Source organism: Chitinophaga pinensis DSM 2588 (genome assembly GCF_000024005.1).
GTDB classification, from domain to species: Bacteria; Bacteroidota; Bacteroidia; order Chitinophagales; family Chitinophagaceae; genus Chitinophaga; species Chitinophaga pinensis.
In genome coordinates, this window is record NC_013132.1 from 5,144,133 (window position 1) to 5,159,867 (window position 15,735).

Sequence of the window (15,735 nt, forward strand, 5' to 3'; positions counted from 1 at the left end):
TTTGCGTCCACAATTCATAAAATATGGACGGCCAATACAGAAAAGATATATACCCGGGACTGGGAGTGGCGATCATTCTCAAAAAAGACCAGCGTAGCGGTAAGCTGACGTATGGTATTGTTAAGAGCATTCTTACTTCCGCCACGTTCCATTCCCGGGGTATAAAAGTCAAACTGGAGGATGGTCAGATCGGCCGCGTTGCTGCTTTTGCCGATGATGACGAAATAGTGGCTAATTCGTAAACCGCAGCTGACGCAGGATGGTCGGATCCTGGATTTCTTTATCTCTTGCCAGTAACAGCACTTTAGCGATCAGTTCAGCCGATTTCGGATCATCATCTGCGAAAGGCAGGAATAATCTGCCACGCTGCTGTGAATGCACCGGTAAGATAGACAGGTATTTACCCGGCATCTGGTGTACCACGGCACTGCCCAGATGTACGCTGTATTCTCCGTATTCTCCGGCTATTTTCGCGTGGTTACCGCTGACAGTGACATTATCCAGCTTAAACAATCTGGCGCTTTCCTGCAGCAATACCGTGCGCATTTCGATGGTGGAATGGCTGGCCTCAGGATCTACACCGCCAGCATGAGCTACGCTTACTACCAGGTCTATATCACGCATTACCTCACTGAAGATCAGTGGATCGATCGTTTCAAAAGCTACATTCTCCCAGGTCTTGATATTATGGAAGATGATTTCTTCTAATACAGGACTTTCCACTTCTGCCGGAGAGAACCAATTCGCCTGTGCATACATCTTCACCATAAAGCCCTGCTTGTGGAATACCTTCTGTAACCCTTCTTCATAATCCACTTTCCAGCCCCTTGATTTCAGCAATGCCACTGTTTTGGACGGTTGTACCTGGTGACCGGCATAACGGCGGGAAATGGACTTTTCCTGCAATTCTTCGTGTATCGGAACATACAGTTCACGGAAGATCTGTTTGAATGGCTGTTGTACCTGTTTTTCAAAGCAATACTGCTGATAATCACTCCAGCTGCCATTGGCGTGTAAGTCCACGCAATGTGCAATACGAACTTTGTCACCAGCCGCGATTTTCGTCGCTTTGCCTTTAGCAGGCGCTAATGCGCCATCTTTCCAGAAACCATGTCCTTTAGACGTGACGAACACAAGTTTATCCAGGTGTCTGGCAATAATCGGATGCGTAAACAGGTTGCTAAGTTCTTCCGCCTCAAACGCATCACCTCTTACCATCGCTTCTTCCAGCGCTTTGCGGGAACGACGGAATTGCTCTCTCAAGGTCTTTTTGAACTCTAACAGCTCCAGTACTTTCGTATCCTTTTTGTATTTGGCGGGTATACCAGCCAGTTTTTTATCTTCTTTGAACGCTACCACATCTGCTTCACCATCATCACCGATAATCAGGCCAATCAATACGTCGTCGTATTGTACCTGCGTCTCCCTGGACAGGATCTGCTGTACCTGTTTGGTTTCCATGGCCCAGGTCAGTCGTTGCGGATCTGCGTAACCTGCATTTCTGGCCAGGTTTTCCATGGCGATGCGGATGGCAGTCCCTTCACTGGTTTGTTTCTGGGCGCCAAACTGTTTACTTTCTTTTTTAAACTGCTGGATATATTCGTAGCGGGCCAGGATATCCTTTTCTGCGTTGGATTTGTTCAATGGTATCAGCCCATAAACACGCAGGTAATCCTGGTCACGTTTATCTTTTACTTTCTCTGTAACTTCTTTGATCTTCAGGTCGCCAGTCATTACATCTGCATATAATCTCGCTCTGCGGTGACCATTGCCATCGCTGATGTATTTAGCAGCGTCATAGACCTTCTGCCAGCGCTCCTGCCCTATTTCCTGGTAAGCCTGTTCAAACCATTCTTTGTCAACCGCACCGTCTTTGAAGTCCTGTACATCTATGGTAGAGTAGCGTGCGATCTCGCTTTCTGCCTCAGGCGTTTTTTCTGCATAGGTCGAAGTCTTCGTATGCGCATGCATCCACCAGATAGCGGTATCCAGCCCTTTCCAGCTAAGGTATTTGCTCACAAATTTCTGCCATTGCGGTGCATATACGGCCGCTTCCAGCAAACGGGTTTCGGTGACCTTGATACGCTTCATAGCAGCTGCGAACATCTCGTCTGTATCGGTATCCAGCGGGAAACATCTCTTTAGCAGGGTACTGAATAACTGCTGTTTGTTTTCGCTTTCAGAAGAGTAGATATAGCCTTTGTGCAGCGTGGTTTTACCCATACCAGCCAGGATGTCTGCAAAACGATTGATACCTTCCAGTGATTCCAGTTCCTTCACAAAATCCGTCACGGTAGTAGCGGTATCACCCCGTTTCAGTTCTATATCGAGCAAATGTTCCCGTACGCGTAGGAACATAGCCTGTAAGAAAGGATACCTATCGAAATAGCTCTTTTCATGTTTCGCCCTTTTTCTGTCGGAGAGTTCCCTGATATTATCACCGGAGAGGATACCGCGGTACATTTCACTTTCGGAGATCAATCCGCTCTGAAATGCTCTGCCAAAGAGGTCCAGTGGGGGTAAATAATATTTGCTGTTTTGGGGCAGACCGCTGAACTGACGCCAATGATATAGATCCCAGCAGCGTGTAAGCAGTTCTTCCGGCAGCCGGCTGATCGTGATCTTATTGATATACCAGTTCAGGATGGAGTCCTGCTGCCAGCCATCTCCTCCGTTATAGTAACTGTATGTGTCGAATGTTGCTTTCAATACTTCTTCCGGTAAAGCTGCAAAGGCTGTGGCTGCAGCACCTACCAGGAATGGTTCTGTTTCTGCGAAAGGATGGATGATCTGCAATGCCTGCATGATCTGCAATAATGGGTTTGACCATCGGTAGGCGTATTCGCTTGGCAGATTTTCAGGCATATAGGCCATCAGCTCTGCTATAAATGGTTTCGCCACCTGATTGTCCTCCGTAAAGCCGTCATACTCAGATTGGACAGTCAGTTCACTCAGAATATACAGATCTCCTGGTGTTAGTCCGGATTGTTCATACCAGCCTTTCCATAGTTCCGGTAACGGATACGTAGCATATTCCTCTTCAGGCGAAAGCGTCGTTTCAGCGATTCTTGACATCCTGGAGAAAAGCTGTCCCAGTAATACCGTTTCTACATTGTTATTATAACCTTCTACCTGGTATTCGAAGTCTTTGTTCGCGATGAATAGCTTGTAGAGGTCCAGCAACGCCTGTTTAACCTTTTCTACCGGCTGCGACAAGCCAAAGTTTCCCTGGGCTAAGCATTGGTGATAGAAATCAGTCGGATCAGGAACAGGTTTTACAATGGGGGGTATAGCTGCCGGATCATATAATCCGTAACCATTACTGCTGTCATAAACAACAGCCCCGGTCCCTTCAGCGGATAGCTGGCCGAGTATAATAGCCTCCTTTTCCGGAATGCTCTTTCTGCTTCTGAATGCCTCCAGTAATGGCTGCAGGGCATCCAGTAAACGTTGTTGCTGCTGTAATTGCAGGGCGATATCGAGTCCGGCGAGACGTTGCTCTCCATCTCCTTCCAGCAGCTCTTTCAGTACGCTGATCAGCAGTGTATCCGGCTGTTTCAGCAGGATACCGATGATCTGATTACGTATGCCGCCACTTTTGCGTTTCAGGAGGTCTTTGAATACTTTCAGTTCTTCTTTGTCCAGTTCCACTGTGGCCAGGGCTTTGAAACCGGCATTCTGTAAAGATTCGCCTCTTTCCCTGATGATACGCATACTGAAGCCACGCTGGAAACTGGTGACAGGTTCCAGTTTTTCGGGATCCTCATAGTATGATTTTGCATATCCTTTCAGGATCCGTCTTGTCATGGTTGATTTCACATCAAGATCCATGTCGTCAAAATAGGACATCATCAGATCCAGTCTGTCCTGCTGATCGAATATCAGCGGGAGCATTGCCTGTAATACATCACTACGCTTATATTGATTATTCATCCAGCTGAAGGGTAATTTATCAAAGGTTTTCTCTTTGACGTCGGAGCGTAAAATGACAGCATGTAGTTTATCAAACAGGTCGGGATACTGTTCATTATAACGTTTAGGATCATCGGCAATCGGCTCACGCAGCACAGCGGTTGCCAGGGCAACGACTGCTAAACTTTCATCTTCTATACCAATGCGTCCTACAGAGAGCATCAGCTGGTAGTGGCTGGTATCATCTACAAACTGCTGGGCAATACTCCGCTTCTGCCTGGAGGAGCTGTGGGCTAATGTTGTTAGATAGGGCAATGTCTGCTCTACATTATATACACCTTGCGCCCAGAGCCCCATGTATATATCAGAAAAGTCGTCACCGTTAATTGCCGCGGGGATCAGTGAGGGATCTGACAGATACGTATGTGCTTTTTGAAGGAAGCGAATAACAGCGGATTCTTTTTCAGACTCCCAGTTGATACCGGCCCATACATCCAGTGCTCTTACGACGGAGGAAAATCTGGTCAGTTTGTTATCTATAACCACTTTGAGCATATACTTCAAAGCGCCGGTACTGCAATCGTCCAGTGCTTCGAGTATGGTCTGCCGTAATCCCTCTTGTCTTTGTGCTGACAACAGTAGTTTCTCTACCAGTTGCCAGGCATCTTCGCGTTCGCTTAACAGGAGCGCTCTGATGATACCGTCGCTGACTTTACCTTCCGGCTCTTTATTGTAAATAATATCTTCAAATAGCTTAAATATCTCTTCATTACCCAGATCGATGGCTGCCGCCCACATATGATAAAGATATTGTGTATCATGCTCATGGTCCACAATAATCTGTTCTTTGATAGTGAGATCATAGCACTCGTACTGGTAATGCGTGTCGATGCCGTAGACGTGTACCTGCAGCATAATCCCTTTCAGAAAAGTGAGCTGATTAGGCAGGTATTTTTCTCTTCTTTCAGGAGCACGGAAAGAGCGGCGATTCCAACCGCTCATGTACATGAGGTTGGGAAACTTGCTCCAGGCATGTTTTACGTACACGGCTTTTTCATCGCCAAAGAGAAAACGCAAAAGGTTGTACAGTTCTTCGTTATCCCATTCATTTTCGGTGGGCAACAGTTCCGTTATTCTCTCCTGGCGAGCAGCTGTCATTGCATAAGACACAAAGCTGACCTGCTCTTTTTCCTGTAGTTTACCCATCAGCTGAAGGGTAATTTCTGCAGTTCTTTTTGTCAGTAGTTCGTGGCTGGCAGTTCCGTCGTACACGGATTTCAGGGTCGAAACAAGGTTTGTTTCAAAGTCAGGGATAATCTTCGTGGGGAAGAATTGGCGAATGTCCATTCTAAAAGTTTAAGGTTTTTCAATTACCAGTAGCTACCGGCAAGAAATGTTAATCGGATAAATGTGATTACAGTCGCCGGGTTCAGCACAAAATGCTCGGAGAGCGATTTTAACTCCTCTTCATCTGCGAAAACTGCAAACATGCCATCTTCAAAGGCTTGTAATGCGGCATCCTGCGCTTTGGGAAGATCTGCCTTCTGTTCATTGTAAATGCTGCCGAATCCGACTTTACCAGTGGTAGTTTGTCCCTCTATCTGCTCACTGGTAAGAAAGGGTAACACATTTTTTTCGAAGGGTTTATTGTTATAAGCGATCACCTGTTGTGTCACAACGGCGGTGATGAGTTCCCGAACAGTGGGGTTACTGCCAATGTCATCAATCTCTATCGGTTTCTTCTCTAGTATGGCATGTTTCCGTCCCGCTACTTTTATATTGATTATCAGCTCCATCAGGGTCAAAAGGTTAATAATAGCGCTGCCAAGATAAAAAAATTAAAAGAAATAACTGTTCCGGTTATCTTTGCGCGATGAAATATGCCGACAAAGAGATCCAGGAGATGGAAGAATTTTTCAAAACAGCTGAACTACCAAAGACGCTTACTTTAGGACCGGGCGTGGTTATTACAGACCTGAAAGCCTTTGCATTCAGTCACCTTCAGATTATGAAATTAAGACAAGGAGTGGGAATTTTTGAGGTATTTTACGATCGTCTCGTACAGGTAAGAAATATATTATCACCAGCAACACAGGAAGTAGCTTAGATACTTCCTGTTGTTACTAATTTGGCAGAACGGGGAGTCATCCCCGTCTGTTTCTTGAAAAAGTTATTGAAATAAGCAGGATAATCGAACCCCAACGCGTAAGCGATATCTGCAATACTCCAGTCTGTATTTCTCAGCAATAATTTAGCTTCAGCAATAATACGCTCCCGGATATGTACGGTAGTGGCTTTACCTGTTACATCTCTCACTGCGTGATTAAGATGATTCACGTGAATAGCCAGATTTTTAGCATAATCCCCTGCTGTTTTCAGTTCCAGTGCCTGCGAAGGCGCCAGTACCGGAAATTGTTTTTCCAGGAGCTCCATGAAGGACATGGTAATGCGTACGGCTGCACTGGTCGGCCTGCTGACAGGCGTTGCCGGTTGCATACGCAAGGCTTCATGAATAATGAGGTTCACATAATTCTTGATGACTTCGTATTTATGTACGTAATCTGTGGCCTCTTCAGCAATCATTTTTTTGAAAAGCGTCTCTACGTTGGCGTACTGTTCTTCAGACAAAAAACAGACAGGATTACCGCCTATTTTGAACAAAGGGGAATCCTGGAATGACAGGTGATTGCGTTCATGAATGTTCATGAATTCTTCCGTAAACTGACAATAGTATCCGTTCCAGTGGTCTGAGATGGGTTCCCATGCATAAGGTACGAGTGGGTTGGAGAATGTCAGTGCCGGTTTATCTATGAGAATACCAGTATCTGCATAATGCAGCCTGGAAATGCCTTTGAATAGCGTTATTTTATAGAAATCCCTGCGGATATAGGGAGAAGCGGTTTTATATTGATTACTGGCTACATGTACCTTAAAATTACCATTCTCAATCCTTACTCCGTCACATCCAACAAATCCCTGACTCCTGTGTGCGTTGGCTTCCATATTATCAAATTTGAGATAAGACTAATCTAACATAAATCTACGTTAAAATAGTCTTACTCAAATCGTTTTGCATAAAATCCACCGGAATCTGTGACTGATTTTAGCTGCTATTTAAAAGAATAGTCTTTATCAGCGTATGCCATATGTCACTGTCAGGTAATACATCCCTCCTATAGATGGTCCGCCCAGGAAGGAGTAATAATACTTATTCAGCAGGTTACTGGCGCCTAGTTTTGCCTTACAATTGATCTTGTCAAATAAATACGTCACCTGTGCCTCTACGGTAGAATAAGCATCTACATCGCCATTTACGAGAAAAGACTGCCAGTAATAGCTACTCTGCCATTTCCAGGAAATACCGGCGCCTGCGTGCTTTAATATGCGCTCCTTTGCCAGGGAAACATTCAGTGTCCAGGAAGGGGTGTTAAAACCATCTTCCAATCCGTCTTCCTTGTCTGACATTTTCAGTTTGGCATAGGTCACATTAGCATTGGCGACATAGCCTTTTTCGGTGTAGGTCAGGCCCAGACTACCACCGTAGTTATTGACTTCCGTCTGTGAATTGGTCCACATACGGTAAGGGCTCTGTTTGCTTTTGTTATAGAGGGCATAAGGAATAGAGTCAGCCACTCCTGTATTCGGCACATTCATATTCGCCTGTGCGATAAAGTTTTTGTACTTATTCAGGTAGGCTTCCGCATCGATAAAGAACCTGCCATCGTCAAAAATGCCTTTGTAGCCTATTTCCATAGATTTTACGTGTTCGGCTTTGATGTAGGTGTAAGGGTTTTTCTTCAGCAGTCCTTTATTCTTTTCGATGGCCTGATTTTGTGTGAGTCCGGCGCTGTTGACGTCAGTCAGCACGGCTTGCTGGAAAGTGGTAATAGACGATGCCAGCCATGCTTTTTCAAAGATGCCTTGCGACATAGCAGGCAGACCACCTACACGTTTCACTCCACCGCTGTTCACGTTGGAATAGGCTTCGAAGATACTCGGATAACGGTATCCGCTCTGGTAAGAGGCCCGGAAATGTTGTGTGTTTACCGGTGAATAGACTGCTGTAAAACGAGGCGTGATCATCAGGTCGAAATAGTCATTTTTATCACCTCTCAGGATAGCGCCCAGTTTCAGCTCACCGTTCAGCAATGTTTTGGTAACAGACACAAAACCGCCTGTTTTTGCATAGTGAATATTGGTGTATTCTTTCCCTGCTTCAGGATTGATGAAATAGTTACCATCCGGCTCAATGATGTAGGTCCGGTGATCGCTACCTACCAGTATCTGTAAACCAGCTTTTTCTTTCAGACTGCTCAGCAGGTCCTGGGTAAGATCTACCTGTCCTTCCGCATGGATGAAGCTGGCTTTTACTTTCAGGGCTGCACCGATATCCCAGTTATTGATCTGTGCGAGTTTTGTCAGACTGTTAGAGAAGGCTTCCGTACCTGGTAAAGGACGACCTGCATCTGCTGCTACCCTGCCCTGTCTATGTGCATCTGCAACAGTGGCGCCTGCACCGGTGGCTGTATTGAAAGCTGCGGTATAGTCGGCATACCATTGATTGTCTGGTTTGTAATTACGATCAATGTTTTCTGCCATGGAACGGAGGTTATAGGAATTACCTGTATTTTCTCTGTTCAGGTAGACTTTCAGCTGCAGACTACTTGATTGAAACTGTATACCATGTTGCTGTACCAGGTAGTCTTCCAGGCGGAAGCGGTTGGCGCGCTGGTATACGTTGTCCAGGAGGGCTATATGATAAAGGTATGTCAGGGTCATACCTGGTTTCAGCTGATAATAAATACCTGCATCGGCTTTGATATTGCGGAGGTCATAATCAACAACGTCTTTTTCGTCATACCCTGTACGCGCAACGACATAATTGCGGCCACCAAGGCTGATCGTTCTTCTGTCGGACGATTCATTGCCGTAACTACTTAAAGGATCCCGTGCAGGGTTATCTTTTCCCAGCAGACCGGTACTTGCATTCGCCTGACCGTTTAGCTCCCGGTGATCATTTGCTACCCAGTCATATCCCTGATTAAAGGTACCATTGATCTTAAAAGCCAGCTTCGGACTAATCACCTTTGCCCATCGGATACTTGTTTCCGTATAGGCTTTTACTGCGCTGTTAGCGTCGCTCAGGTGTGTCAGGGCTGTCTTCTGCTGTATGCTTAATCCTTCTGAAGTGAAAGGATTTTTAGTCGAGATATTCGCCAGTCCGTTAACGGTATTCATACCATAAAGCGCGGATGCTACACCCGGTAATATTTCTACGTTAGTGACATCGAGGTCAGAGGGTCCGAGCGCATTGGCGATAGGGCCACCGATATGTGGAGACGCGACGTCCATTCCATCTACGAGTTGTGCAAAACGTACGTTCGTAGTATTGGCGAAGCCACGTGCATTCAGCACTTTAAAACCCAGGCTTGGGGTGATCAGCTGTACACCCTGGAGGTGTTCAAGCGCGTCATAGAAGGAAGGAGCAGCAGACATGCGAAAGTATTGTTCACCAGCTTTCTGAATGCTCACGGGAGAACGGAGCAGGCTTTCCCTGGTGCGGGAGGCAGATACGGTTACTTCAGATAATATCTTCACAGTTGTGTCTTTCTGTATGTTAGACGCATCCTGTCCGTACACACCTACACTGACAAAGCCGGAGACGATGATTAGATATCTGGTCATAATAGTTATTTGTTGCGTTGTATCTCTTTGGATATAACGAGCAGGTAAAAAAAGCACATATCTGATGTGCTGTGTGTGTGTTGTTATTTTAAGCGTTGTGTCTCTTCTTCAAGAAATTTGGCGAACCGGACTCTTAATTCACGATGGTAAGCAATGAGCTGAAGGGCTTCTTCAGAGATAGCAGAACCGCCGCCATTATCACCGCCGGTACTGGTAACGACCAGTGGCGTACCTGCCATACTATTCAGATTATTAATGAGTTCCCAGGCTTTCTTATAAGACATCTTCATGCGTTTGGCTGCCTGGTTCATGGAGCCGGTTTCCTGTATCAGTTCCAGTAACTGTACGGGGCCGGGACCCAAGAAACGGTTACCGTTTCCTTCCAGCCATAAGCTGCCATTCACTTTTAATACGCCGTTTGAGAGGATGTCTTTGATTGCCTTTTCCATGATTCAGATGCCGGTTGTGCTTTTTAGTGCTTATTGTTCTTGTGTAGCGATGCTCACTGTCCTGGCTACACACATATTGAGATGGTTATTTATTTGTTTTATCCGCCGATGGTGATCATACTTCTGTTTTCGATCAGTTCTGCATGTACATCTTCCAGTTTACCGGTGAATTGTCCACCGAGTTCTTTTGCTTTACTGAGGATGTTTCCTTGTATCAGCGGCAGTATTTCTTCCTTATTCCGGAGGGCTGTCAGCAGGTCTGTTTCTCCTTTGGAAAAGAGGCAGTTTTTCAGTTTGCCGTCAGCCGTCAGCCGCATTCTGTTGCAGGTACCGCAGAAAGGTTCGGTCATGGTACTGATCACGGAGAAAGTACCAGCGTGTCCGGGTACGATGAATCCCTTAGCGGTATCATGCGGTCCACCTTTCAAAGGTAAGAAATCATATGCAGCGCTGATGGTGTGCAGGATTTCCTGGAGGGACATGACCTTGTTGCTGGTCCAGCGGTTACCGCTGAAAGGCATAAATTCAATAAAGCGGACATGTACCGGCGTGTGTTTGGTCCAGGCGATGAAGTCGTTGATTTCATTGTCGTTCAGGCCTTTCATCATCACTACGTTTACCTTCACGCGGATACCCATATTCAGCAGCAGATCGATATTGCTTTTCACCTGGTGAAACAGGTCACGGCGGGTGATCAGCATAAATTTGTCTGCCTGCAGGGTATCGAGACTGATATTCAGGGAACGTATGCCGGCTTCTTCCAGCACATCGGCAAATTCATGCAGTCTTGCACCGTTGGTGGTCATGGTCAGTTCTACCGGCAGACGGGAAAGGGAAAGTATGATCTTTGCAGCATCTTTCCTTACCAGCGGTTCACCACCAGTGAGTCTGATTTTACGGACGCCATTGGCGGTAAAAATGCCTGCTAAAGTGGCTATTTCGTCGGCCTGCATTAACCGGGAAGCTGGCGTGAAGTCATAGTCTTCCTCCGGCATGCAGTAAAAACACCGCAGGTTACAATTATCTGTCAGGGAAATCCGCAGGTAATCATGCACACGGTTATACGAATCAATTATCATCAGTTTGCAACTTGCCCTGTTAGTAATCGCTGATAATCTTCAGCGGTATCTATATCCAGCGCGCCTAAGGGAAATGGCACAAGTGCCAGGTCATCGGTAGACTGCTGTAATATCTTTTTAGCGCCCTGCTGTCCTTCGAGAGCGGTAAGTGCGTCAAAATAAGTATTGCTGAAAAGAACGGGAGTACCGGCTGTATTATCGTATGTGCTGGCGATGATGCCTTTTCCGGCGATCGTCTGCTGATCGATCAGTTGTTGCAGCAAGGCTGCATTTACGAAAGGCTGATCACATACCATAATGATGACACCTGTGAGGCCGGAATGTTTGGCGATGGCTTTCATTCCGGTGCTGATGGAAGAGCCCATACCTTCCGACCATTGTTCATTCTCTACTATTTCGATGGCGAATCCGCACAATTTCTCCAATATCTGGGGTGCATTTGCACCTGTTACGAGTACAACGGGGCTTCCTACTGCTGCTATCGCCTCTTCAGCCATCTGACAGATCAGGGTTTTGCCCTTGTACATCAGCAATTGTTTCGGTTGTCCCAGGCGGGAAGAATTACCCGCTCCCAGAATGATTACACCGTATTTTTCCATATCCATACGATTTACAAAGTATGTATCGGCCCGCTTTTATCCCGGAGAGGAATGCCGGTCCTCTCTGAAAGTACGCTTTTTATTTCAGCCGTCACAGACAATGCAATTTCCTCAGCTGTTTCTGCACCTATGTCCAGGCCCACGGGACCGTGGATCCTGGCCCTGTCTTCTTCACTTACGGTGATGCCTTTAGCCGCCAGTTCATCCAGCATGCGTTCGAGCTTTGTCTTTGGCCCCAGCGTACCGATGTAAGTTACTTCTTTTTGCAGCAGTAATTCCAGCAGTGCGAGGTCATAGTTGTAATTATGCGTCATCAGCACGAATACCGTTCTTTCGTCGATGGTCACTTTATCCAGCACTTCTTTTGCCTTACTGACGATCACTCTGCCGGCTCCCGGGAATCTGGCGGGGGTCGCATAGAGTGGTCTTCCGTCTACCACCGTGGTATGCCAGCCTTGTATACGGGCTATTTCCACCAGTGGCATAGCGTCGTTTCCGGCGCCGGCTATGATCAGCGAAACAGGTGGTTTCAGCAGTTCCACAAATCCGTGGAGGGCTGGTTTCTCTTCACCATACTGTTTAACGATTCCCTGTCTGGTACTGAACACTTCCAGGACATCGTTCATGATGGTGGTTTTCAGTTCACCGTCTTCCAGGCTGCCTGAGAAGGTATTACCTGAATAGCGCAGACAGGTACCAGGCTGCTGAGCAGCCTGGTTTAACCTGAAAAGAGTTACTAATACGGCGTCCTCGCGTTTCTCCAATACCTGTTCCAGCAGGCGGATGGCATTGTGGGGGGCATCCGGATCGATGGGTTCGAACAGTATATGCACGATCCCGTTGCAACCCAGCTGTACACCGATCTTTGCGTCATCCTCATCCGTTGTATCGTAGGTCACCAGCTTATTCTGTTGCTGGATGATGGCCAGCAATGCTCTTCTTAAAGCATCCCCTTCCAGGCATCCGCCGCTGATAGCGCCGGTCATCTCTCCGTCTTCCGTCACAAGCATTCTCGCACCCGGACGACGATAAGAAGAACCTTCCACGTGTACAACGGTCGCCAATGCTACCTTTTTTCCCGATTGCCGGGACGCTTTGTACGCTCGTATGATATCCTCGATTTCCTTCATTCTTTATTTATCAGGCAGATAAGCACCCTTATCCAGCCATGTTTTGAAATGTTTCACAAATACTGCGCGGGTCATTGGCAGCTGAGCCAGCCCTTCGGCCGGATTCCATCCGCTACCTACGAGAGAATCTTTGGATACGTGCTCGATAAGGTCTTTGAAGTCTTTATGACCGTTCAGATTTTTATCCAGCATGGTTTGCGCCAGTTCTCTCGGAGATTTACCCTGGAATACCATTTTCATATCAGCTGGTGGCAGGTGCCAGTTCGGATTACCCGGAGGCATGTGCAGACCAGGCGTATTCTGTGGCTGGTGACAGTTGGAGCATTTCATGGCGTAAAGTCCTTTACCGTCCACACCACGTTGTACGTTCATGGTATGTATGTGGCTGTCGTCGCCCTGTAATGGTCTGTCTCCGGTTGGGTGACAGTTCATACAACGCGGGTGCATCAGCACCTTATAAGCCTGCAGAAAGGCCTTTTTAGAGATGACGCTGTCCGGCTCTGCGGCTTCCGTTACTGGCGGCGTCACTTTTTCCCCTCTTGGGATCATATTGAACGCATCCGTACGGAAAGATACTACAACCGAAGAAATTGCCGTTACAGCGAACAGCAGGTAAATGGCCTTCTTTTTATTAAAGTTCTGGTTTTTAGTTGATTGTGCCATAACATCGCTTTACGTGTAAATAATCAGGACGAATGCCTAAGCATGCAGGATCGTCTTATTAAAAGGCAGATCTCTCAGGCGTTTGCCGGTGGCAACGAAGTATGCGTTGGCAATAGCAGGGGCTACGGGAGGCACACCGGGTTCACCGACACCGCCCATTTTACCTGTACTGTTCACGATATGTACTTCTATTTCCGCCGGAGTATCAAACATCCTTGATACCACGTAATCGTTAAAGTTGCCTTGTTGTACGCGACCGTTTTCCAGGGAAATCTCACCCAGCAGTGCGCCGGATACCCCGAAATTGATACCGCTTTCTATCTGTGCTTTTACGCCGTCAGGATTTACTGCCAGTCCGCAGTCAATCGCACTCACCACCTTATGTACCTTGATAGTACCGTCGCTGTTCAGGGAAATCTCCACTACGTGCGCTACATAGCTCTGGAAGGACTCATGTACGGCGATACCTCTGAATCGTCCGGCTGCTACCGGTTTCCCCCATCCTGCTTTTTCAGCAGCCAGGTTCAGCGCAGCGAGGTGTCTCGGGTGTTCTTTCAGCAGTTCCTGGCGGTATGCCAGCGGGTCTTTACCGGCGGCATGTGCCAGTTCGTCGATAACGGTTTCCATAACCATACCCGTATGGGTATGACCAACAGAGCGCCACCATAGAACAGGTACTGCATTTTTAGGCGAGTGTAAGGTAACGAGTCTGTCTGGTACCGCTTCCACATAAGGAGAATCGGCTACTCCTTCTACGGAGGCGGCATCGATACCATCTTTGATCATAGCGGCGAAAAGGGTGCCTTCCATGATGGATTGACCGACGATGTTATGTTTCCAGGCGATCGGCATACCATTGGCATCCAGACCAACTTTCACATTGTGTACGAAAGCCGGGCGATAGAAACCACCTTTCACGTCATCTTCACGCGCCCATACCATTTTCACAAGGGGTTTGCCACTTGCCTTGATGATCTGTGCAGCTTCGATTACAAAATCAGATGCCGGCGTAGCCCTACGACCGAAGCCCCCACCAAGGAAAGTAGTATTTACTCTAACCTGTTCGGGCTGCAGTCCGAGTACTTTTGCAGCGGCCACCTGATCCATCCCTGGCATCTGAGTACCACACCATATCTGGCATTGACCATTTTTCAGTTCGATGGTCACGTTCAGTGGTTCCATAGGGGCGTGAGCCAGATAAGGGAAGCTATATTCCGCTTCTACCGTTTTAGCCGCTCTGGACATCCCTGTATCAACATTACCCGCTTTGCTGGCAGGAGCGCCAGGCGTTTGCGCCAGCTTTTTGTATTCTGCCAGCATGGCTTTGGAGTCAACCTGTGCACCAGGACCCAGGTCCCAGTCTACTTTCAATGCCGCGCGACCTTTTTTAGCCACCCAGTAGTTGTCCGCCAATACGGCCACCCCTGAAGGGATCTCTACGACCTGTTTCACACCCGGGATAGCTTTTGTTTTAGATGCATCCACGGATTTCACTTTCGCGCCGAAAACAGGTGCGTGTAACACGACAGCTGTCAGCATACCCGGAAACTGCACATCCATACCGAATTTTGCAGTACCGTTTATTTTAGCCGGTGTATCCAGGCGTTTAACGCCTTTACCGATGTATTTCCAGTCTTTTGCGTCTCTCAGTGGTACGTCAGCAGGAGCAGTCAGTGTACCCGCTTCAGTGGCCAATTCACCGTAAGTGGCAGTTTTACCGCCCGCAGTTACTACCCCATTTTCCGTCTTACATTCAGACGGACTCACCCCGAATTTCTTTGCAGCTGCTTCTACCAGCAGCACCCTGGCGGTCGCTCCGGCTTTACGGTACCTGTCAAATTCAGAATAAGTTGTACTGGAACCTCCGGTGATCTGAATGCCAAACAAGGTATGGTTATACGGTTTCCATGCGTCACCGTGTTGTACCACCATCTTATTGACGTCCACATCCAGTTCTTCAGCGATCAGCATTGATAAGGTTGTCCAGATACCCTGGCCCATTTCAGCATGGGCGAGATATATCAGGATCTGATTATCAGCAGTGATATGCAGATAGGCGTTGGGGGCAAATGCAGCTCCGCTCTGAGGGCCCAGCATGGAAGCTGCACCAGCGGCAGCAGCTTTCTTCGCACCAGGGATGGTAAATGAGATCAGGAGACCGCTACCCAATACGGCGCCGGTTTTCAGGAAATTACGCCTGCTCGTGTTCATTATTTCA

Annotated in this window: 12 protein-coding genes; 2 read left to right on the plus strand and 10 right to left on the minus strand. The window is 47.4% G+C overall.

Annotated elements, in window-relative coordinates; all coding sequences use genetic code 11:
- Positions 1-23 precede the first annotated feature (23 nt).
- Positions 24-242: a YwbE family protein gene (locus CPIN_RS20500; protein WP_012791759.1), complete on the plus strand. Its 219-nt coding sequence runs from the start codon at positions 24-26 to the stop codon at positions 240-242.
- Here CPIN_RS20500 and CPIN_RS20505 read toward each other — a convergent pair.
- Positions 232-5,259 carry a DUF4132 domain-containing protein gene (locus CPIN_RS20505; protein WP_012791760.1) on the minus strand — a complete coding sequence of 1,676 codons (5,028 nt, stop codon included), beginning with the start codon at positions 5,257-5,259 and terminating at the stop codon, positions 232-234. The two genes, CPIN_RS20500 and CPIN_RS20505, sit on opposite strands and share 11 nt — an antisense overlap.
- Before the next feature lie 23 nt (positions 5,260-5,282).
- The gene (locus CPIN_RS20510) at positions 5,283-5,708 is read right to left on the minus strand and encodes a hypothetical protein (protein ID WP_012791761.1); all 426 of its coding nucleotides are present in this window, start codon (positions 5,706-5,708) and stop codon (positions 5,283-5,285) included.
- 77 nt (positions 5,709-5,785) lie between these two features.
- Between CPIN_RS20510 and CPIN_RS20515 the strand changes: the two genes are divergently transcribed.
- Positions 5,786-6,019, plus strand: coding sequence for a DUF6965 family protein (locus CPIN_RS20515; protein WP_012791762.1), 234 nt, complete (start codon positions 5,786-5,788; stop codon positions 6,017-6,019).
- On the opposite strand, the gene CPIN_RS20520 is transcribed toward CPIN_RS20515, so the two are convergent.
- The 8 genes from CPIN_RS20520 to CPIN_RS20555 all read right to left on the minus strand — a co-directional run bounded on the left by CPIN_RS20520 (position 6,016) and on the right by CPIN_RS20555 (position 15,728).
- On the minus strand, positions 6,016-6,915 hold the full coding sequence (locus CPIN_RS20520) for a helix-turn-helix domain-containing protein (protein WP_012791763.1): 900 nt from the start codon (positions 6,913-6,915) through the stop codon (positions 6,016-6,018). The two genes, CPIN_RS20515 and CPIN_RS20520, sit on opposite strands and share 4 nt — an antisense overlap.
- A 129-nt stretch (positions 6,916-7,044) precedes the next feature.
- Positions 7,045-9,597, minus strand: a complete 2,553-nt coding sequence (locus tag CPIN_RS20525; protein WP_012791764.1) for a TonB-dependent receptor domain-containing protein — start codon at positions 9,595-9,597, stop codon at positions 7,045-7,047.
- 83 nt (positions 9,598-9,680) lie between these two features.
- Positions 9,681-10,046: a winged helix-turn-helix domain-containing protein gene (locus tag CPIN_RS20530; protein ID WP_012791765.1), complete on the minus strand. Its 366-nt coding sequence runs from the start codon at positions 10,044-10,046 to the stop codon at positions 9,681-9,683.
- A gap of 98 nt (positions 10,047-10,144) precedes the next feature.
- The gene (gene moaA / locus CPIN_RS20535) at positions 10,145-11,125 is read right to left on the minus strand and encodes a GTP 3',8-cyclase MoaA (RefSeq protein ID WP_012791766.1); all 981 of its coding nucleotides are present in this window, start codon (positions 11,123-11,125) and stop codon (positions 10,145-10,147) included.
- Positions 11,125-11,724 (minus strand): nucleotidyltransferase family protein, encoded by a 600-nt coding sequence (locus CPIN_RS20540; RefSeq protein WP_012791767.1) that lies wholly within the window; start codon positions 11,722-11,724, stop codon positions 11,125-11,127. The genes moaA and CPIN_RS20540 overlap by 1 nt, the downstream gene beginning before the upstream one ends.
- Positions 11,725-11,735: 11 nt before the next feature.
- On the minus strand, positions 11,736-12,854 hold the full coding sequence (locus CPIN_RS20545; protein ID WP_012791768.1) for an XdhC family protein: 1,119 nt from the start codon (positions 12,852-12,854) through the stop codon (positions 11,736-11,738).
- Between the two features lie 3 nt (positions 12,855-12,857).
- Entirely contained in the window at positions 12,858-13,517 is a 660-nt protein-coding gene (locus CPIN_RS20550) for a hypothetical protein (protein ID WP_012791769.1), read from the minus strand.
- Between the two features lie 36 nt (positions 13,518-13,553).
- Complete coding sequence (locus CPIN_RS20555; RefSeq protein ID WP_012791770.1) at positions 13,554-15,728, minus strand: xanthine dehydrogenase family protein molybdopterin-binding subunit; 2,175 nt, start codon at positions 15,726-15,728, stop codon at positions 13,554-13,556.
- Between the last annotated feature and the right edge of the window lie 7 nt (positions 15,729-15,735).